We start from the raw sequence: 19,185 nt of genomic DNA, 5'->3' as shown, positions 1-19,185 counted from the left end.
GTGACGGCACTCGACGAGCTGGTGCGCTACGACGGCAGGCATGTTGTCGTGACCGGCTGCGCCTCCGGTATCGGGGCGCAGGTGGCGCACCAGCTCGGTCTTCTCGGTGCCCGGGTGACCGGCCTGGATCTGCGCCCGCCGGCGCAGACACCCGGCGTGCCCGACAAATTCATCCCCATCGACCTGTCCGATCCCGAATCCGTCGCCGCCGCGGCAGCGGCGGTGGACGGCGAGGTCGACGCGTTGTTCAACGTCGCCGGGGTGTCCTCGGGCATCGGCGACCCGCTGTTGGTGGTACGGATCAACTTTCTGGGCATGCGCCAGTTCACCGAGGCGCTGAGCACGCGGATGCCCGCGGGAGCCGCGATCACCAACGTGTCCTCGCTGGCCGCCTCGGCCTACCGCGAGAATGCCGCCACCTCGATCGGCCTGGTTGAGACCGGGTCGGTCGCCGAAGGCCTGCAGTGGTGTGCGGAGAACCCCGACGCGCTCGCCGACGGTGGTTACCGGTTGTCCAAGGAGGCGATCATCCTCTACGGAATGCGCCGCGCGGTCGACCTGGGCGCGCGGGGCATCCGGATCAACTGCACCGCACCGGGGGTGACCGAGACCCCGATCCTCGATCAGCTGCGCTCGGCGTACGGCCAGCAGTTCCTCGACTCGTTCACCGCACCGCTGGGGCGCGTCTCGGACGCCGCGGAACAGGCCGCGGTGCTGGTGTTCCTCGGCGGCCGGGCGGCCGGCTACATCACCGGGCAGGTGGTGTGGACCGACGGCGGGATCCTCGCCCAGCGTTTCATCTCATCAATCCACAATGCCGAAGTGTCACAAGGGAGTTGACGATGGCGACCAGCAGCATGAGTGACTTCCGCGCCATGGCGGACCAGGTCCGCAACTGGGGGCGGTGGGGGGACGCCGACGAGATCGGCGCCCTGAACTTCATCACCCCGGACAAGGTCGCCGAGGCGGCGGCGACGGTGAAGCAGGGCAAGGTCATCTCGCTGGGCGGCGACTTCTCCGCGGGCGGGCCGCAGGGGGCGTTCAAGTTCCGGCAGAACCCGGTACATGTGATGACCGTCGACGGCGGTGACGCGTCCACTCTCGTCGATTACGGCCCGCAGTGGCTGCGCAACGCGGTGGCCGCCGACATGAGCGCCTTTTTCGCCGACAACCCGTTCCGGTTCAACGACGACATCATTGTCATGCCACTGCAGGCCGCCACGCAGTGGGACGCGCTGTCGCACGTCTACTACGAGGACAAGCTCTACAACGGTTTCCCGGCGGATTCGGTGACCAGCTTCGGGGCGTTCCACCTCGGGATCGAGAAGGTGGACGCCAAGGGCATCACCTCGCGTGGTGTGCTGCTCGATGTGGTGGCGCACCGGGGCGCCGACGTGTTCTGCGAACCCGGATCGCCCATCACGCCGGACGAACTCGACGAGATCGTCGCCAAGCAGGGCGTCGAGATCCGTTCCGGTGACATCGTCGTCGTGCACACCGGGTGGTGGACGCGGTTCCTGTCCACCGGCGACGGCGCCGAGGCCGGCTCCGGTCTGCACTGGACCTGCGCGCGGTGGCTGCACGAGCACGAGGCCGCCGCCGTCGCCGCCGACAACCTGATGGTGGAGGACCCGGACCCGGCCAACGGTGTCGAGGGCACCTTCCTGCCGATGCACATGCTGTGCCTGCGCGACATGGGCATCATGCTCGGTGAGTACTGGGATCTCGGTCCGCTGGCTGCCGATTGCGCGGCCGACGGCGTGTACGAATTCCAGTTGGTCGCAACACCTTTGAAGGTCGTCGGCGCGGTCGGCGCCCCTGTCAGTCCGATTGCGATCAAGTGAGTGGATGAAGTGACCGATATCGATCGACCGTTCATCGTCGGCCTCGGTGGAACGCTGCGTGCCGGCTCGTCGACCGAGCGCGCGTTGCGCTACTGCCTGTCGTCGGTGGAACGCCAGGGTGGGCGAACGCGGCTGTTCAGCGCCGAGGACCTCGACCTGCCGATGTATGCGCCACACGAGCTGGAACGCACGCCGCGTGCGTTGGAGCTGGTCAACGCGTTGCGCGACGCGGACGCGGTGGTGGTCGGCTCGCCCGGCTACCACGGTGCGGTCTCCGGACTGGTCAAGAACGCCCTGGACTACATCGAGGATCTTCGCGAGGATCCGCGCGTCTACCTCGACAACACCCCCTGGGGATGCATCAGCTGCGCGTTCGGCTGGCAGGCAGCGGTGGGAACGCTCACCCAACTGCGCGGTATCGGGCACGCACTGCGCGCCTGGCCGACCCCGCTCGGGGTGGCGATCAACTCGGCCGACAAGATCTGGGACGCCTCGGGCGAGCTCGCCGACACCCCGCAGGCCGCGGCCGCCGGCAACCAGCTCGACCTGCTGGCCACCCAGCTGCTGGCGTTCGCCGGGAGCAGGAAGGCGACAGCATGACCGATCAGCACAGCGTGCTGGTCGATGGGCTGCTCACCAGCTTTCTGGAGGCGGGTCAGGGTGATCCCGTCGTGTTGTTGCACGGCGGCGAGTTCGGCGCCAACGCCCGCATCGGCTGGGAGCACACGATCGACGCGCTCGCCCAGCGCTACCGTGTGCTCGCCCCGGACATGCTGGGTTTCGGTGGATCTGCCAAGGTGGTCGACTTCACCGACGGTCGTGGCATGCGGATACGGCACATCGCACGTTTCTGCGAGGTGCTGGGCGTCGAGTCGGCCCACTTCATCGGTAACTCGATGGGCGCGATCAACCTGCTGGTCGACACCACCTCGGAGGCGCCGGTGCTGCCGGTGCGCAGCCTGGTGGCCATCTGCGGCGGCGGGGAGATCCAGCGCAACGAGCACGTCGGTGCGCTCTATGACTACGACGCCACCTTCGAGGGGATGAGGCGGATCGTCGCGGCGCTGTTCCTCGATCCGTCCTATCCCAAGGACGAGGAATACGTGACCCGGCGCTATGAGTCCAGCATCGCTCCGGGAGCGTGGGAGTCGTTGGCGGCGGCGAGATTCCGCCGGCCCGGCCTGGAGGCGCCGTCCACGCCGAGCGCCACCCGCGCATACCACCGCATCACCGTGCCGACGCTGGTGGTGGAGGGCGGCGGCGACAAACTACTGCCGCCGGGATGGGCCGAGGAGATTGCCGGACAGATTTCCGGAGGCCGGTCCGCGGTGATCGCCGCGGCCGGGCACTGCCCTCAGATCGAGCAGCCCGAGGCCGTGAACGCCTTACTGCTGGAATTCCTGGCATCGGTATGACGCCGACACTGAAAGGACACCAAGATGGCTGACGAACTCGCCGGCAAGGTTGCCGTCGTCACCGGGGGGGCATCAGGGATCGGGCGAGGCATCGTCGAGCGGTTCGCCGCCGAGGGCGCCAGCGTCGTGATCGCCGACGTACGCAAGGAACTCGGCGAAGCCCTCGCCGGCGAGCTCACGGAGGCCGGGTGGTCGGCGGTGTTCCACCCGACCGATGTCGCGGAACAGGGCCAGGTCGCGGACCTGGTGGCGACGGCGGTCGCGACCTTCGGGGGGCTCGACGTCATGGTCAACAACGCCGGGATCTCGAGTCCGCTGCGCAAGGGCCTGTTCGCCGAGGACTTCGAGGAATTCGACCGGGTGATGCGCGTCAACCTGCTCGGCCTGATGGCAGGTACCCGTGATGCCGGCAAGTACATGTCCGAGCACGGGGGCGGGTCGATCATCAACCTCGGCTCGATCGGCGGCATCCAGGCGGGTGGCGGCGTCTCGGTCTACCGTGCGTCCAAGGCGGCGATCATCCACTTCAGCAAGTGTGCGGCGATCGACCTGGCGCACTATGAGGTGCGGGTCAACTGCCTGGCACCGGGCAACATCCCGACGCCCATCCTGGCGACCTCGGCCACCGACGAGGACCGTGAACGCCTCGAGCGGTTCGAGGCCAGGATCCGCCAGCAGATGCGTGACGATCGTCCGCTCAAGCGGGAGGGCACGGCCGAAGACGTCGCCGAGGCCGCGATGTACCTCGCGACCGACCGGTCCCGCTATGTGACGGGCACGGTGCTGCCGGTGGACGGCGGGACCACCGCGGGCAAGGTGATCGTCCGTAAGGGAGGCCCCGGGGACGACGGCCTGTGATTGTTTTAAATCAGTCGCTTGACTTAGTGGCTGTGACCCGGTTCACTGGGGGAGTGACGACAGCCCGGACAGTGCGTGCCGACCGTGCCAGCAACACGCAGGAGGCGATCCTGAAGGCGGCCGAACGGCTCTACGCCGAACACGGCGTGTTCGCCGTGTCGAACCGCCAGGTCAGCGAGGCTGCCGGGCAGGGCAACAACGCCGCGGTCGGCTACCACTTCGGCACCAAGGCCGACCTGGTGCGCGCGATCGAGCAGAAGCACCGTGGACCCATCGAAGAGCTCCGCGAGCGACGAGTCGCCGAGATCGGCGACTCGAAGGACATGCGGGACTGGGTGGCCGCCCTGGTCTGTCCGCTGACCGACCACCTGGCGGAGTTGGGCAACCCGACCTGGTACGCGCGGTTCGCGGCCCAGGTGATGACCGATCCGGCCTACCACAACATCATCGTCAAGGACGCGTTGTCCTCGCCGTCGCTGGTCCAGGTCCTCGACGGCATCAACGGATGCCTGCCGGAGCTGCCGGTCGAGGTGCGCGTCGAACGCAACATCATGGGCCGCAACCTGTTGATGCACAGCTGCGCCGATTGGGAACGGCTCCTGGCCAAGGGCTCCGCGGTGGGGCGGCCGACCTGGCAGGCCGCGGCCAGCGGCCTGATCGACGCGATCGTCGGCCTCTGGTACGCGCCGGTCACGGAGCTGCCCTGACATGAAAGTCACCGTCGTCCAGGACAAGTGTGTCTCCTCGGGCCAGTGCGTGCTCAACGCCGGTGAGGTCTTCGACCAGCGCGACGACGACGGGGTCGTCGTGCTGTTGATCGCCGAGCCGGGCCCGGAACTCGCCGAACAGACCCGAAGGGCCGCGGCCGCCTGCCCGGCCCTCGCCATCCACATCGAGGAGTAGTACATGACCGACACGCTCGCCGAAGGCACCGTCGAAGCCCAGCTTCCGGAGTACCCGATGCAGCGCGACGCGCGGTGCCCGTTCGCGCCGCCGCCCGAGCTACTCGAGATGAACGAGACCAAGCCGCTGTCGCGGGTGCGGATCTGGAACGGCAGCACCCCGTGGCTGGTGACCGGCTACGAGGCGGCCCGGTCGCTGTTCGCCGATTCGCGGATCAGCGTCGATGACCGTAAGAGCGGATTCCCGCACTGGAACGAGCACATGCTTTCCACGGTCGACAAGCGGCCGCGCTCGGTGTTCACCTCCGACGCCGAGGAGCACACCCGCTTCCGGCGGATGCTGTCCAAGCCGTTCACCTTCCGCCGCGTGGAGACGCTTCGCAGCGTCATCCAGCAGGTCACCGACCAGTGCATCGACGAGATCCTGGCCGGACCCCAGCCCGCCGACTTGGTTGCGAAGCTGGCCCTGCCGGTGCCGACCCGGGTGATCAGTGACATGCTCGGCGTGCCCTACGAGGACCACGAGTTCTTCCAGGAGCACGCCAACGCCGGGCTGGCCCGCTACGCCGCGGCCGACGCCATGCAAAAGGGCGCAATGACTCTGCACCAGTACCTGATCAACCTGGTGAAGAAGAAGCAGGACGAGCCCGCCGAGGACGCCATCTCCGACCTCGCCGAACGTGTCACCGCCGGCGAGATCGACGTCAAGGAAGCCGCGCAGCTGGGCACCGGCCTGCTGATCGCCGGGCACGAGACCACCGCCAACATGATCGGGCTCGGTCTGCTGGCGTTGTTGGAGAACCCCGAACAGGCCGCGCTGCTGCGTGACTCCGACGATCCCAAGTTCATCGCGAACGCCGTCGAGGAGTTGATGCGGTACCTGTCGATCATCCAGACCGGTCAGCGCCGGGTGGCGCTGGAGGACATCGAGATCGCCGGCGAGACCATCAAGGCCGGTGAGGGCGTGATCCTGGATCTGGCTCCGGCCAACTGGGATCCCGCCATGTACGCCAACCCCGGCACGCTGGATCTGACCCGCGATGCCAGCCAGCAGTTGGGATTCGGGTACGGCCGGCATCAATGCGTCGGCCAGCAGCTGGCCCGTGCCGAGATGCAGATCGTGTTCCCCACAGTGCTGCGCCGCATGCCCAACATGAAGTTGGCGATCCCGTTCGATGAGGTGCCGTTCGCGGAAGACCACCTCGCCTACGGCGTCTACGAAGTGCCTGTGACCTGGTAGCCACCCGAACCCCACATCCCACAGCCCTGATTGGAGACCAGAATGACCAGCGCAACTGGAGTATCACCCACCCACCCCCCGACCACGCTCTATCCCCCGGAGGGTTTCGGCGCACCCAAGAACCGCCACGGCCATTCGACCGGCAGTGTCGCAGGGCTGCCGGCCGGGACCGAGATCTTCTCGGCCGACAACCACATCTCGGTGGCCGAAGACATCTTCTACGAGCGCTTCCCCGAGGAACTCAAGGGTGCCGCCCCGCGCATCTGGTACGAGGACGGTGCCTACATGGTCGGCATGAAGGGTAAGGCCTGGACCGGTGGTGACTTCGGGCGGGTGCTCATGCAGTACGACGACCTGGCCGGAGCGGCGTCGAACAACATCGAGGCCCGCATCCGCGAGCTCAAAGAGGACGGCATCGACAAGGAACTCGCCTTTCCGAACGCTGTACTCGCCTTGTTTCATTACCCGGACAAAGCGCTGCGGGAGCGGGTGTTCCGGATCTACAACGAGCACATCGCCGACTTGCAGGAGCGCTCCAACGGTCGCTTCTACGGCGTCGGGCTGATCAACTGGTGGGACCCCGCTGGAACCCGGGCCACCCTCGCCGAGCTCAAGTCGCTGGGGCTCAAGACGTTCCTGCTGCCGCTGAACCCGGGCAAGGACGACGACGGCAACATCTACGACTACGGCAGCACCGACATGGACGCGGTCTGGGATGAGATCGAGGCGGCCGGCCTGCCGGTCAGCCACCACATCGGCGAGACCCCGCCCAAGACGCCGTGCCAGAACAACAGCGTGGTAGTCGGCATGATGGTCAACGTCGACTCGTTCCGCGAGCAGTTCGCCAAGTACGTGTTCTCGGGAATCCTGGATCGGCATCCCAGCCTCAAGGTCGGCTGGTTCGAGGGCGGGATCGCCTGGGTGCCCACCGCTTTGCAGGATGCCGAGCACATGCTGGCCTCCTACCGGCACATGTTCAACCATCAGCTCGAGCACCCGGTGCGCGACTACTGGTCAAAGCACATGAGCGCGTCGTTCATGGTCGACCCGCTCGGCCTGCAGCTGATCGACCAGATCGGCGTGGACAACGTGATGTGGTCCTCGGACTACCCGCACAACGAGAGCACTTTCGGTTATTCGGAGAAGTCGCTCGCGTCGGTGGTCGAGGCGGTCGGCGCCGAAGCCGCGGTGAAGATCGTCAGCACCAACGTGCAGAAGTTCCTGGGGGTCTTGTGACGGCGTCTACCCAGTACGGCGTCACCGAGATCGCCCGGACCGGGTATACCTGGCTGGACATCCCGCAGGAGCCCGACTTCGCCCGGATGCGTAGAGAAGTCGGCGCGCGTCTGCATGCCGCGATGGCCGATCAGGGCGTGGACGCACTGGTCCTGCTGGGCAACGGCAACGTCATCTACGCCACCGGCATCAGCTGGCCGCTGGCCGACGCCGGGTTGTCGCATGTCGAGCGGCCGGTGGCGGTGGTCCTGGCCGGCGACGAGCACCCGCACCTGTTCCTGCCGTTCCGCGAGGGCGCGGCGATGGAGTCCGGCCTGCCCGATGACCATCTGCACGGGCCGGTCTACCTCGAATTCGAGGAAGGTGTGGCGGAATTCGCGAAGATCCTGGCCGGTCTGATCCCGGCGGGTGCGACGGTCGCGACCGACGAATTGACCGGGGCGATGCGGCGGGCCGGCAGCGTGCTGTTCCCGAGTGCGCCGGTGGATGCGGGCCCGGTGATCGGCGCAGCGAAACTGGTCAAGACCATCGATCAGATCGCCTGCATCCGGCGGGCCTGTCAGATCACCGAACTGGCCGTCGCCGAGATTCAGAAGTCGCTGGCACCCGGTGCCCGTCAGATCGACCTTTCTGCCGAATTCGTGCGTCGCACTTTCGAACTCGGCGCCACCACCAACATGTTCGACTCGATCTGGCAGGTCATGCCCACATCGAAGGCCGAGGGAACCTGGACCACCACCGGTGATCTCGCCCTGCCGCTGCTGACGACCGAGCGCGAACTGGCACAGGGCGATGTGCTGTGGACCGACGTGTCCATCTCGTACCACGGCTACTGCTCCGACCACGGGCGCACCTGGATCGTCGGTCAGGAACCGACACCGGCCCAGCAGCACCAATTCGACAAATGGAGCCGGATCGTCGACGGGGTGCTGTCGGTGACCAAGGCCGGTGCCACCTGTGGTGACCTCGGACGTGCGGCGACCGCGGCCGCCGGCGGGGAGAAGCCGTGGCTGCCGCATTTCTACCTGGGTCATGGGATCGGAACGAGTGCGGCCGAAATGCCGATGATCGGAACGGATCTCGGCCAGGAATGGGACGATAACTTCGTCTTTCCGCCCGGCATGTTGTTGGTGTTCGAGCCGGTGGTGTGGGAGGACGGCACCGGCGGCTATCGGGGCGAGGAGATCGTGGTGATCACCGAGGGCGGCTGGACGCCGCTGACCGCCTATCCATACGAACCGTATGAGGTGTCCAATGGGAATTGAGATCGAGGCCGACGCCCGGGCTCTGCGTTTCAGTCGTCGCGAGCGGGCCTTGGCCCAGATGGAGGCCCACGACATCGACGTGCTGGTGCTCGGCCGTCAGGCCAACGTCCGCTACATTTCCGGTGCCCCCCAGCTGTGGGTGGTGGGCACCCGCCCGTTCGGGCCGATCTGCGAATTCGTGCGCGCCACCGGCGAGATCCATCTGAACAGCACATGGGACGAGGGCATTCCCGAGGAGATCCCGCACCAGAATCTGTATGGGTTCGCGTGGAACCCGATGACATTGGTCGGCATCCTGCAGAACATCAAGGGCGCCGACACCGCACGGCGCGTCGGCACCGATGCCCTGACACCGACTTTTGCCAAGCTGTTGCCGATGGCCTTCCCGAACGCGGAGCTGGTGGACGCCGAGCAGGCCATGCAGGCTGCCCGCCGGGTCAAGACTCCCGAGGAGGTGCAGGCGTTGCGTCACGCGCTGGCGATCGCCGAGGAGGGCCTGGCCGCGGGTGTGGCAGCCCTCGGTGCGGGGACCACCGCGAAGGCCATCACCGCTGCGGTGTTGGAGGCGGAGGCCGCCGGTGGGGTGAGTACCCCGGCAACCCAGGAGGCCGCCTGGGTGACGTCGAAGGAGCATCCGTGGCGCCGCGTCGAGGACGACGGTGTGATACGCGAGGGTGACCTGGTGGTGTTGTCGGCCGGGGTGCTGGCCGACGGATATGTCGCCGAGTTGGCCCGCACGCTCTGCGTCGGTGAGCCGACCGATGCCGTGCGCGGGCTGTACCTGCGCCGAGATGCCTTGTGGGACAGGCTGGTCGAGGTCTGCCGACCCGGCATGGCTACCAGCGCGTTGTTGGACGCCTACCAGCAGGCCGGTGAGCAACTGCCGGTCATGCCGGTGGCGCACGGCCTCGGCCTGGGTTTCGACCCGCCGGTGGTGTCACCGAGTCTGCGGGCCACCGCGGAGGCCGACATCCTCGAAGAGGGCATGGTGCTCGCGGTCACCGCCTACGTCTGGGAACAGGGCGTCGGAGCGGTGTTCACCCGTGATGCGGTGTTGATCACCGCCGACGGCGCCGAGCTGCTCTCGGCCGCCCCCGCCTACGGTGAAGCCGTTCATGGCTGAGCGGCCCTCGCCCGAGGAGATCGTTCTCTACGAGAAGGATCCGAAGACCAAGATCGCCACCATCACGTTCAACCGTCCCGAGTTCCTGAACGCGCCCACCTCGATGGCGCGCCTGCGCTACGCCGACGTGTTGCGTGCGGCCAACACGGACAACGACGTCAAGGTGGTGATCATCCGCGGCGTCGGGGACAACCTGGGTAGCGGCGCGGACCTCCCGGAGTTCATGGAGGGCAACGACAACCCCGCCGCGCGATTGGCCGAACTCCGGCTGGAGGACTCGGATGTCGCGGGGATCGGCCCGGTGACCTATCCCCCGAAGGGGACGTTCCGCAACGGCGCCACGATCAGCTCCTGGTATGCGAACTCACAGGCCGGCAACCGCGCGTTGCAGGACTTCAAGAAGATCAGCATCGTCGAGGCCAAGGGCTACTGCTACGGCTGGCACTTCTACCAGTGCGCCGACGCCGACCTGGTGATCTCCTCCGACGATGCGCTGTTCGGTCATCCGTCGTTCCGCTACCACGGCTGGGGCCCACGGATGTGGACCTGGGTGCAGATGATGGGGCTGCGCAAGTTCCAGGAGATGGTCTTCACCGGACGTCCGTTCACCGCCGCCGAGATGTACGACTGCAACTTCCTGAACAAGGTCGTGGCGCGCGACCAGCTGGAGGCCGAGACCCAGAAGTACGCGCTGGCATGCGCGCGGAATCGCCCGGTGGACACCGTGTTTCAGCAGAAGATGTTCTTCGAGATCTTCAAGCAGCAACAAGGTGAGTACATGGGCAGCCTGCTCAGTGCGTTCTTCGAGTCGATGGGCAACGGGGTCGCCAACGACAGTGACGAGGACCTGGACATGTTCGAGTCGATCGATTCCGGCCTGTCCGCCGCGGTCAACGACTACGACAGCAAGTTCCCGCCCGAATTCCGGTTGAGCAAGCGCAACCGGGCCAAGGAGGACTAGAACTTCGGTGCCTCCAGTGCCTGATCCACCCCTTTCCGGCTACGTCGTCATCGACCTGTCCAACGGGATCGCCGGCGCCTACTGCACCAAACTGCTTGCCGACGGCGGCGCCGAGATCGTCAAGGTCGAGCCCCCGCAGGGTGATGCACTCAGGGCCTGGTCGGCCTCGGGGGCGGACATCGCCGATGGCGCCGACGGTGCGCTGTTCTCCTTCCTGGCGTGTTCCAAGCGCAGCGTGGTCGCCGATCCGGGATCCGATGTCGATTTCGTCAACGCGCTGCTCGCCGGGGCTGATGCGGTGGTGTGGTCGCCTGGTCCCGGCGTAGCCGATCTGGCCGAGTTCGGCCCGTCGGAGATCCGTCGGTCGCACCCGCATCTGACCGTCACGGCGATCACGTCGTTCGGGTTGGACGGTCCGTGGCACGACCGCCCGGCGACGGAGTTCACCCTGCAGGCGTGGTCGGGTGGGATCGTCGGCCTCGGCCGTGGCGCGCCGGACCGGGCGCCGGTGTATGTCGGTGGGCAGGTCGGCGAGTACCTTGCCGGCACCTACGCCAGTGTGGCGACGCTGGCATCGCGGATGCGCGGCGGGGCCGAGCTGATCGACCTGTCGATGCTCGAGACCTCGGTGCTGGGACTCACCTACTATCCGGTGAGCTATTTCGAGATGTTGGGCAGGCCCTGGCGCGACGCCCGGCGGCTGACCGTGCCCGGCATCGCCCGCGCCAAGGACGGCCTCGTCGACATCGGCTGCGGCACCGCCCAGCAATGGTTCGACCTGTGCGCGATGACCGGCCATGACGAGTGGATCGACGAGGACTCGCCGCTGTCGATCACCGAGCAGGCCAACGAGAAGGCCGACGAACTCTACGCCTGGGTGGCCGACCAGACCGTCGACGAAATCCGGGATCTGGCCACCGCGTTCCGTATCCCGAACGCTCCGGTCGCCAACGGCGAGAACATCGCCTCCCTGGACCATTTCGTGGCGCGCGGCTCGTTCGTGGTCAACCCGCGCGACGGTTTCACCCAGCCCACCCACCCCTACCGGATCGCGCCGGCGACGCTGCGCCCGCCGGCCCCGGCCCCCCGCCTTGGCGAGCACACCGAGCACTACCGCGAGCTCGTGCGAACGTGCACGCGCGGTAGCGAATCCGGCTCGGCGGTGACAGGGAATGCACGTTCGGGTGAAAGGGAGCTGCCGTTCGCCGGTGTGCGCGTCATCGACATGACGACGTTCTGGGCCGGGCCGAGCTGCACCCATCTGCTGGCCATGCTGGGCGCCGACGTGATCCACGTCGAGTCGACCCGCCATCCGGACGGCACCCGGCTGATCGCCGGCATCCCGGCCACCGAGGAGGCTTGGTGGGAGCGTTCGCCGATCTTCTCTGGCCTGAATACCAACAAACGCGGTGTGACCCTGAACCTGGCGAGCGCCGAGGGACGGGAGCTGCTCAAACGGTTCATCGCCACCGCCGACGTGGTGGTCGAGAACTTCACGCCCCGCGTCCTGGAGAGCATGGGCCTGACCTACGACGCCGTCAAGGCTGTTCAACCCGGCATCATCATGTTGCGGATGCCCGGCTTCGGGCTGGACGGACCGTGGCGGGACAACCCGGCGTTCGCCTACGTCATCGAGGCGGCGGCCGGGATCAGCTGGCTGACCGGCTATCCAGATCTCAACCCGTTCGAGCCGTATTCAGTCGGTGACCCGAACGCCGGCGTGCACGCGCTGAACGCACTGCTGCTGGCGCTCGAACACCGACGGCGTACCGGTGAGGGTTCGATCGTGGAGGCGTCGATGGTCGACGCCGCCCTCAACATCGCTGCCGAGCAGGTGATCGAGTACTCCACCTACGGTGCCCTGCTGCAGCGCGCCGGCAACCGAGGGCCGACCGCCGCGCCGCAGAACCTGTACCGCACCAACGAGATCGACGAGTTCGGTCGCCTGGACAGCTGGGTCGCGATCGCGGTGGTCACCGACGCCCAGTGGGCCGGGCTCTGCGAAGCGCTCGGGCGGCCGGAGTGGGCGACCGGAGCCGAGCTGGCCACCGCGGCGGGCCGGCGGACGCACCACGATCTGATCGACCGGCATCTCGGTCAGTGGTGCGCCGAGCGCACCGGCGACGACATCGTCACCGCGCTGTGGGAGCACGGCGTACCGGTGGGCAAGGTGATGCAGCCGCACCGGCAGTCCGAACTGGCACAGCTGCAGTCCCGCGGGTTCTTCGAGGCGGTCGAGCACCCCATCAACCCCACCACCGACCACAGCACCCTGCCCTTCCGGCTGGGCGGTGGTCCCGAGCGCGTGCACACCACGCCCGCACCGCTGCTCGGCCAGCACAACCACGAGCTGCTGAGCGAGTTGGGCGTCGCCGAGGAGGAGATCGCCCGACTGGAGGCGGATGGGGTCATCGGCAACACCATCGCCCGCTAACCTCGTCTGCTATGACGATCGCTCCATCGGACATCCTGCTCACGGGCCGTGTGGCCGTCGTCACCGGCGCGGGAGCCGGCATCGGGCGGGGCATCGCCGAGGGGTTGGCCGCCTTCGGTGCGTCGGTCGCGATCTGGGAGCGCGATCCGGACACCTGCGCCGCTGCTGCGGAGGCGGTCGGCGGCCTGGCCGAGCCCATCGACGTGCGGGACGCGGCGGCGGTCGACGCGGCGCTGGAGCGCACCGAGCGTGCGTTGGGCACGGTATCGATTCTGGTCAACAACGCCGGCGGGACGTTCAACTCGCCGCTACTGCAGACCACCGAGAACGGTTGGGATGCGTTGTACCGCAGCAACCTGCGCCACGTGCTGCTGTGCACCCAGCGGGTGGCGCGCCGGCTGGTGGATGCCGGTGCCCCGGGCAGCATCATCAACATCACCTCGATCGAGGGGGTGCGCGCGGCACCGGGTTACGCGGCCTACGCGGCCGCGAAGGCCGGCGTCATCAACTACACCAAGACCGCGTCGTTCGAACTGGCCCCGTACGAAATCCGGGTCAACGCGTTGGCCCCGGACCTCACCATGACCGAGGGGCTGAAGGCCATCGCGTCCGGGGACATCTCGGGCTCACTGGCCGATGGCATTCCGATGCGACGCGCCGGACATGTCGACGAAATGGCCTCTGCAGCAGTGTTTCTCGCATCCGACATGGCCAGCTACATCACCGGGCAGACGATCCACGTCGATGGTGGCACGCACGCCGCCGGGGGCTGGTACTTCCACCCCCAGGGTGGTGCGCCCACCCTCGGACCGGCCTAGGCTAGGAGCCACCCGTCCGGCTAACTGTCCGGCGAGGGATCTCCGAACTTGCGCCTGATCGCCCCCCACGGATCGGCGTACTGGCCTGGTTGCCTCCAGTAGGCGCCGCGCCGCTTGAGGACGGCGCGAATGAGTGGGGCCGCGATCTGCAGCGCGTACCGTGATACTCCAGCATTGCGGCGGGACTCGTCGATCATGTCCTGCCACGAATAGTGCTGGAACTGCAGCGCTTCCTGTGCGCGGGTGGTGTCCATCCAGTCGGTGACGAACCAGTCCTCGTCACTGTCCGGGTTGCCCTTCCGGCCGGGGGCGAGTCCGCCCGCGAGGCCGCGTGCGGCGGCCAGCGCGGGTGTGATCTCACCGTAGAGCGACTTGTGCGAGTCGTCGCCGCCGATCAGCAGGATCTCGTGCACCACGTCGGCGGTCGTTGCGGCGGCGAACGCCCAGGCGACGTCACGGACATCGACACTGTGCATCCGGCCGTCGGTGGGCAGCAGGCTCTCGAAGTAGAGCGCATCCGCGTTGAACGGAATCGCCTTGGGATCGACGCTGAGCACGCCACCCAGGCGCAGCACCACCCACTCCAGGGACGAGGCCCGGACGATGGACTCCGCGTCGGCCTTGGTGGCGCTGTACAGGTCGGAGCGCTTCATCGGCATGTCCGCGGTCTCCAGGCCGGTCACGCTATGCGGGTTGCGGGCGCCGTACACCGCGTTGCTGGAAGCCTGGACGAAGCGCGGGGGAGTGGGCTGAGACTCCGCGATGCGCACGAGAGTGGCCGTGGCGTCGACGTTGACCCGCCGCGCCAGAGTGCGGTTCTTGTAGATCGCCGGGGGGATGATCGCCGCGAGATGGATGATCGCCTCGGGCGCCACCTCGGCGACCATCCGCGCGGTCTGGTCCTCGTCGGTCAGGTCGACCCACCGCACGGACACCCCGGCGGGAAGGTTCTCGGCCGCGGTGCGGTTGGCCGGGCTCTCCAGGTCGGCCACCACGACGGTGCGGCCGAGCTCGCTCAGTCGTCGGACGGTGGCCGAACCCACCAGGCCAAACCCGCCGGTGACCAGCACGGTGCCCGCCATTATAGTCTCCTACCTGCGGATATGACATTCTCTTTATCGGAGAGTAACATATCTCGCCACGATGTCCGATGACCTTGCCGAGACGGCCAAATGGGACCCCGGATTCACGAGCCAGATCGTGAATCGAGTGGGGCCGCTGATCAGACGATACTTCCGCGCCGAGGTGCGTGGGATCGATTCGATTCCCGACGCCGGTGGCGCCCTGGTCGTGTCCAACCACTCCGGTGGCATGTTCACGCCCGATGTGCTGGTGTTCGCCCCGGCGTTCTACGAACGCTTCGGTTTCGACCGACCGGTCTACACGCTGGCGCACGACAGTGTGTTCATCGGGCCGCTCGGTGACCTGCTGCGCCGGGCCGGCGTCATCGAGGCCAGCCGGGACAATGCCGCGGGAGCGTTGCGCGACGGCGGCGTGGTGCTGGTCTTCCCCGGCGGCGACTACGACGCCTACCGGCCCAGCAGCACCGGAAACCGGATCGATTTCAACGGCCGCAAGGGCTATGTCCGTACTGCGATCGAGTCCGGCGTCCCGATCGTTCCGATGGTCTCGATAGGGGGTCAGGAAACCCAGATTTTCTTGGCCCGAGGTGAGTCGATCGCTCGTCGTGTCGGCTTGAACCGCGCACGCGTGGAGATCCTTCCGATCAGCGTCGGTCTTCCGTTCGGCCTGTCGGTGATGTTTCCACCCAACCTGCCGCTGCCATCCAAGATCGTGACCCGCGTGCTGGACCCCATCGACGTGGAGGCGCAGTTCGGTGAAGACCCGGACGTCGAGGCGGTCGACGAGCACGTCCGTTCGGTGATGCAGAAAGCGCTCGACGACCTGGCCCGCGAGCGCCGATTCCCGGTGCTGGGCTGAGCTTCGTGGCGGATCACCTGGGTCTGCTCGCCACGTTGTGGCGGTCCCGGCTGATCGCACCGATGCGGCCCGACCGCTACCTGCGGATGGGCGCGGCGATGCGGCGCGCGGGGCTGACCGCCACGGTCGGATTCGCCGCCGCGGCGCAGCGCTGCCCCGATCGCCCGGGCGTCATCGACGAACGCGGCACCCTGACCTGGAAGCAGCTCGATGACCGGTGCGACGCCTTGGCCGTCGCACTGCAGGAGCTGAACTCACAGGATGGCGGCGCGGGCTCGCCGGCGACCGTGGCGGTGATGTGCCGCAACCACCGGGGTTTCATCGAGGCGCTGGTCGCGTCCAACCGCATCGGGGCCGATGTGCTGTTGCTCAACACGTCTTTCGCCGGACCTGCGCTGGCCGAGGTGATCGACCGCGAGGGCGCCGGCAGGCCCATCACCGTGATCTACGACCAGGAGTTCACCGCGACGGTCGAACGCGCATTGCAGAACGCCCCTGATGCGGTGAGGATCCTGGGCTGGGTCGACAACGACACCGGGGCGAGCGGAGCGACGGGAGATGGTCATGACACCCCGGCGCTCGAATCGATGATCGACACGCATCTGGGCCGGCGCCCGCATCCGGCCGCTCGCGCCAGCGACATCATCCTGCTCACCTCGGGGACGACCGGAACGCCCAAGGGTGCCAAGCGTTCCGAGGGTAGCGGTGGTGCAGCTGACCTCAAGTCGGTGCTCGACCGGATTCCCTGGCGCGCCGAGGAACCGATCGTGATCGCCGCACCGATGTTCCACGCCTGGGGGTTCTCGCAACTGCTCTTCGCCGCGCTGCTGGCCTGCCCGATCGTGACCCGCCGCAAATTCGATCCCGAGGCGACGCTGGCACTGATCGAGAAGTACCGGGCGACCGGCCTGGTAGTCGTGCCGGTGATGTTCGACCGCATCATGGATCTGCCCGCCGACGTGCGCGGCCGGTACAGTTGCCGGTCGCTTCGGTTCGCCACCGCGTCGGGCTCCCGGATGCGGCCGGACGTCGTCACGGCCTTCATGGACCAGTTCGGCGACGTCATCTACAACAACTACAACGCAACCGAGGCGGGCATGATCGCCACGGCGACACCCACCGACCTGCGCGCCGCACCCGACACCGCCGGCAGGCCCGCGGACGGCACCGAGGTCCGCATCCTCGACGCCGACCTGCGCGAGTTGCCGGCAGGTGAGGTGGGCCAGATCTTCGTGCGCAGCTCGACGCTGTTCGACGGGTACACCTCGGGGAGTACCAAGGAGTTCCATCAGGGGTTCATGCCCTCCGGCGACATGGGGTATCTCGACGGAGCCGGACGGCTTTTCGTGGTCGGACGCGACGACGAGATGATCGTGTCCGGCGGGGAGAACGTGTACCCGATCGAGGTGGAGCGGGTCCTGGCGGCACATCCCGGCGTGGCCGAGGCTGCCGTTCTCGGGGTGGACGACGACGACTACGGCCAGCGGTTGGCTGCGTGGGTGGTGCTCCGCGGCGACGGGTCCGCCGCACCGTCGGTCGACGAGCTCAAGCAGCACGTGCGGGACAATCTGGCGAACTACAAGGTGCCGCGGGACGTCACGATCCTGCCGGAGCTCCCGCGGAGCAGCACCGGCAAGATCCTGCGCAGCGAACTGCGTGGCAGGTGAGCTAGCTGTCGCCGGCCGGAGCCGGTCCCATAGCGGTGTCGACGGTGGTGGCCGGTGGTAGCCCGCAGGCCTGCCTCAATTCGTCGAACGCGTGCACAATCGCATCGGTGGCCTCGTGCGTATCCTTGAAGGTGCGGTCGTCGCTGAGCACCGCGATGTCGACCTGGTCGACGTAGCTCCACACCGTCATGTTGAACGCGCTCCCGGCGGAAAGCACTCCGACGGAGTAGATCTCGCTGACCGGGGCACCACCGATGTGGCCACGCTCCCGTGGGCCGGCGACGTTGGACAGCGCGACGTTCATCAGCCGATTGTGGTCGGCGCGCTTTGACTGCGCGCGAAACACCGCGGGTGCCAGCGGAGGCGGCAGGTACCCCATTGCCCGGCCCTCCAGTGTCGCGCCGAGCAGATCGTTGGTCTCCTTGGCGCGGGCGGTGGACAGCGTCGTCAGCTCCAGGCGCCGAAGTGGCGCATCCATGTGCACCGGCAGCGACACCATCATTCCGCCGATCTCGTTGCCGGTGATCCGGTCGCCGGACTTGTCGGTCGCGACCGGGACGACGGCCAGGATCGGGCGGTCGGCTCGGCCGTCGTAGCGAAGCAACAGCTCACGCAGCCCTCCCGCGGCCACGGTGAGTATCGTGTCGTTGAACGTCACGCCAAGGTGTTTGGTCGTCTCCTTGACCTCGGCCAGGGACAGGGTGGCCGTCGCAAAGGTGCGCACCGGCGACACGACGTGGTTGAGAAACGTCGGCGGGGCGTTGAACGGCTTGGCCAGGTCCGGGTTGACGGTGCGTTGCTTGGATCGCCTGCGCAGCTTGGCCAGTCCGCGTGCGGCGTCGGCGACCAGCCTGGGCAGTTCGGCAATGTTCTGGGCGTGGTCGACCTGCGCCTCCCAGAGCAGCCGACCCTTGGTGGGCACCGTTGCGGGTGACGGGGGTTCGTCGCGCTCATTCTGTGGGGCGCCGGTTAGATCCAGCAAGCGGGCAAGGAGATTGGCCGAGGCGATGCCGTCGGCCAGCGCATGGTGGATCTTGCCGATAACCGCGAACCGCTGATCGGCCATGCCCTCGGCGAAGTGGAACTCCCACAATGGCTTGGTGCGGTCCAGCGGTGTGCTGGCGATCCGACCGATCACGTCGTCGAGCTCCCGACGGCCTCCGGGCGCGGGCACCTGCACCCGGCGCAGATGATAGTCGAGGTCGACCGGGCAGTTCTGCAGCCACATCGGGTGATGCAGTCGCAGCGGGATGTCGACCAGCTGATAGCGCAGCGGCTCCAGCAGGTGCAGGCGCCGGGCGATGGTGCGCCGGAACGCCTCGAACCCGTACTCGCCCTCGTGGGCAGTGCTGTATTGCGAGGCGTCGATCACCGCCACCTTCAGCGTGTGGGTGTGCAGATTCGGTGTCTCGCTGTACAACAGCATCGCGTCCATGCCGTTGAGCCGTTTCATGGTGAATCATGCAACCACTCGGGCCTTG

At 67.4% G+C, this 19,185-nt stretch carries 18 protein-coding genes; 16 read left to right on the top strand and 2 right to left on the bottom strand.

The window, feature by feature from the left end; genetic code table 11:
* From JDV09_RS14535 to JDV09_RS14470, 14 genes are read left to right on the top strand one after another with little or no spacing between them, the layout of a single operon-like run.
* Positions 1 to 840 carry a coniferyl-alcohol dehydrogenase gene (locus JDV09_RS14535; RefSeq protein ID WP_221369845.1) on the top strand — a complete coding sequence of 280 codons (840 nt, stop codon included), beginning with the start codon at positions 1 to 3 and terminating at the stop codon, positions 838 to 840.
* A 17-nt stretch (positions 841 to 857) separates the two neighbouring features.
* Positions 858 to 1,844 (top strand): cyclase family protein, encoded by a 987-nt coding sequence (locus JDV09_RS14530; RefSeq protein WP_372452927.1) that lies wholly within the window; start codon positions 858 to 860, stop codon positions 1,842 to 1,844.
* Positions 1,845 to 2,444, top strand: a complete 600-nt coding sequence (locus JDV09_RS14525) for an NADPH-dependent FMN reductase (protein ID WP_372452921.1) — start codon at positions 1,845 to 1,847, stop codon at positions 2,442 to 2,444.
* Positions 2,441 to 3,259 (top strand): alpha/beta fold hydrolase, encoded by an 819-nt coding sequence (locus JDV09_RS14520; RefSeq protein WP_221369842.1) that lies wholly within the window; start codon positions 2,441 to 2,443, stop codon positions 3,257 to 3,259. The genes JDV09_RS14525 and JDV09_RS14520 overlap by 4 nt, the downstream gene beginning before the upstream one ends.
* A 24-nt stretch (positions 3,260 to 3,283) precedes the next feature.
* Entirely contained in the window at positions 3,284 to 4,117 is an 834-nt protein-coding gene (locus tag JDV09_RS14515) for an SDR family NAD(P)-dependent oxidoreductase (protein ID WP_221369841.1), read from the top strand.
* Positions 4,117 to 4,824, top strand: a complete 708-nt coding sequence (locus tag JDV09_RS14510) for a TetR/AcrR family transcriptional regulator (RefSeq protein WP_372452926.1) — start codon at positions 4,117 to 4,119, stop codon at positions 4,822 to 4,824. The genes JDV09_RS14515 and JDV09_RS14510 overlap by 1 nt, the downstream gene beginning before the upstream one ends.
* Position 4,825: 1 nt before the next feature.
* Positions 4,826 to 5,020, top strand: a complete 195-nt coding sequence (locus tag JDV09_RS14505; protein ID WP_221369839.1) for a ferredoxin — start codon at positions 4,826 to 4,828, stop codon at positions 5,018 to 5,020.
* Between the two features lie 3 nt (positions 5,021 to 5,023).
* A complete protein-coding gene (locus JDV09_RS14500) occupies positions 5,024 to 6,259 on the top strand; it encodes a cytochrome P450 (protein ID WP_221369838.1) in 1,236 nt (411 codons plus the stop codon).
* Between the two features lie 42 nt (positions 6,260 to 6,301).
* Positions 6,302 to 7,495 carry an amidohydrolase family protein gene (locus tag JDV09_RS14495; RefSeq protein ID WP_221369837.1) on the top strand — a complete coding sequence of 398 codons (1,194 nt, stop codon included), beginning with the start codon at positions 6,302 to 6,304 and terminating at the stop codon, positions 7,493 to 7,495.
* The gene (locus JDV09_RS14490; RefSeq protein ID WP_221369836.1) at positions 7,492 to 8,760 is read left to right on the top strand and encodes a M24 family metallopeptidase; all 1,269 of its coding nucleotides are present in this window, start codon (positions 7,492 to 7,494) and stop codon (positions 8,758 to 8,760) included. The genes JDV09_RS14495 and JDV09_RS14490 overlap by 4 nt, the downstream gene beginning before the upstream one ends.
* A complete protein-coding gene (locus tag JDV09_RS14485) occupies positions 8,750 to 9,883 on the top strand; it encodes a M24 family metallopeptidase (protein ID WP_221369835.1) in 1,134 nt (377 codons plus the stop codon). The genes JDV09_RS14490 and JDV09_RS14485 overlap by 11 nt, the downstream gene beginning before the upstream one ends.
* A complete protein-coding gene (locus JDV09_RS14480) occupies positions 9,876 to 10,844 on the top strand; it encodes an enoyl-CoA hydratase/isomerase family protein (RefSeq protein WP_221369834.1) in 969 nt (322 codons plus the stop codon). The genes JDV09_RS14485 and JDV09_RS14480 overlap by 8 nt, the downstream gene beginning before the upstream one ends.
* Positions 10,845 to 10,851: 7 nt before the next feature.
* Positions 10,852 to 13,278 carry a CaiB/BaiF CoA transferase family protein gene (locus JDV09_RS14475; protein ID WP_221369833.1) on the top strand — a complete coding sequence of 809 codons (2,427 nt, stop codon included), beginning with the start codon at positions 10,852 to 10,854 and terminating at the stop codon, positions 13,276 to 13,278.
* 11 nt (positions 13,279 to 13,289) lie between these two features.
* Positions 13,290 to 14,096 (top strand): SDR family NAD(P)-dependent oxidoreductase, encoded by an 807-nt coding sequence (locus JDV09_RS14470; RefSeq protein WP_221369832.1) that lies wholly within the window; start codon positions 13,290 to 13,292, stop codon positions 14,094 to 14,096.
* A 20-nt stretch (positions 14,097 to 14,116) separates the two neighbouring features.
* Here JDV09_RS14470 and JDV09_RS14465 read toward each other — a convergent pair whose 3' ends face one another.
* The gene (locus tag JDV09_RS14465; RefSeq protein ID WP_221369831.1) at positions 14,117 to 15,178 is read right to left on the bottom strand and encodes an NAD-dependent epimerase/dehydratase family protein; all 1,062 of its coding nucleotides are present in this window, start codon (positions 15,176 to 15,178) and stop codon (positions 14,117 to 14,119) included.
* A gap of 61 nt (positions 15,179 to 15,239) precedes the next feature.
* Here JDV09_RS14465 and JDV09_RS14460 point away from each other — a divergent pair, with 61 nt between their 5' ends.
* Together JDV09_RS14460 and fadD12 are read left to right on the top strand one after the other, a co-directional pair.
* Positions 15,240 to 16,037, top strand: a complete 798-nt coding sequence (locus JDV09_RS14460; RefSeq protein WP_221369830.1) for a lysophospholipid acyltransferase family protein — start codon at positions 15,240 to 15,242, stop codon at positions 16,035 to 16,037.
* A 5-nt stretch (positions 16,038 to 16,042) separates the two neighbouring features.
* Complete coding sequence (fadD12, locus tag JDV09_RS14455) at positions 16,043 to 17,704, top strand: acyl-CoA ligase FadD12 (RefSeq protein WP_221369829.1); 1,662 nt, start codon at positions 16,043 to 16,045, stop codon at positions 17,702 to 17,704.
* A 1-nt stretch (position 17,705) separates the two neighbouring features.
* Here the strand turns inward: fadD12 and JDV09_RS14450 are convergent, their stop codons facing one another.
* Positions 17,706 to 19,157: a WS/DGAT/MGAT family O-acyltransferase gene (locus JDV09_RS14450; RefSeq protein ID WP_221369828.1), complete on the bottom strand. Its 1,452-nt coding sequence runs from the start codon at positions 19,155 to 19,157 to the stop codon at positions 17,706 to 17,708.
* Positions 19,158 to 19,185 lie beyond the last annotated feature (28 nt).

The organism is Mycolicibacterium xanthum, from assembly GCF_019710635.1.
Classification (GTDB): Bacteria; Actinomycetota; Actinomycetes; order Mycobacteriales; family Mycobacteriaceae; genus Mycobacterium; species Mycobacterium xanthum.
Note: the sequence above shows the minus strand (reverse complement) of the source record. Positions and strands in the feature narration are given on the sequence as shown.

Coding starts and splice junctions, on each gene's coding strand:
- JDV09_RS14530 (WP_372452927.1), top strand. CDS start 858: ATGAGTGACTTCCGCGCCATGGCGGACCAGGTCCGCAACTGGGGGCGG.
- JDV09_RS14520 (WP_221369842.1), top strand. CDS start 2,441: ATGACCGATCAGCACAGCGTGCTGGTCGATGGGCTGCTCACCAGCTTT.
- JDV09_RS14515 (WP_221369841.1), top strand. CDS start 3,284: ATGGCTGACGAACTCGCCGGCAAGGTTGCCGTCGTCACCGGGGGGGCA.
- JDV09_RS14505 (WP_221369839.1), top strand. CDS start 4,826: ATGAAAGTCACCGTCGTCCAGGACAAGTGTGTCTCCTCGGGCCAGTGC.
- JDV09_RS14500 (WP_221369838.1), top strand. CDS start 5,024: ATGACCGACACGCTCGCCGAAGGCACCGTCGAAGCCCAGCTTCCGGAG.
- JDV09_RS14495 (WP_221369837.1), top strand. CDS start 6,302: ATGACCAGCGCAACTGGAGTATCACCCACCCACCCCCCGACCACGCTC.
- JDV09_RS14485 (WP_221369835.1), top strand. CDS start 8,750: ATGGGAATTGAGATCGAGGCCGACGCCCGGGCTCTGCGTTTCAGTCGT.
- JDV09_RS14480 (WP_221369834.1), top strand. CDS start 9,876: ATGGCTGAGCGGCCCTCGCCCGAGGAGATCGTTCTCTACGAGAAGGAT.
- JDV09_RS14470 (WP_221369832.1), top strand. CDS start 13,290: ATGACGATCGCTCCATCGGACATCCTGCTCACGGGCCGTGTGGCCGTC.
- JDV09_RS14465 (WP_221369831.1), bottom strand. CDS start 15,178: ATGGCGGGCACCGTGCTGGTCACCGGCGGGTTTGGCCTGGTGGGTTCG.
- JDV09_RS14460 (WP_221369830.1), top strand. CDS start 15,240: ATGTCCGATGACCTTGCCGAGACGGCCAAATGGGACCCCGGATTCACG.
- JDV09_RS14450 (WP_221369828.1), bottom strand. CDS start 19,157: ATGAAACGGCTCAACGGCATGGACGCGATGCTGTTGTACAGCGAGACA.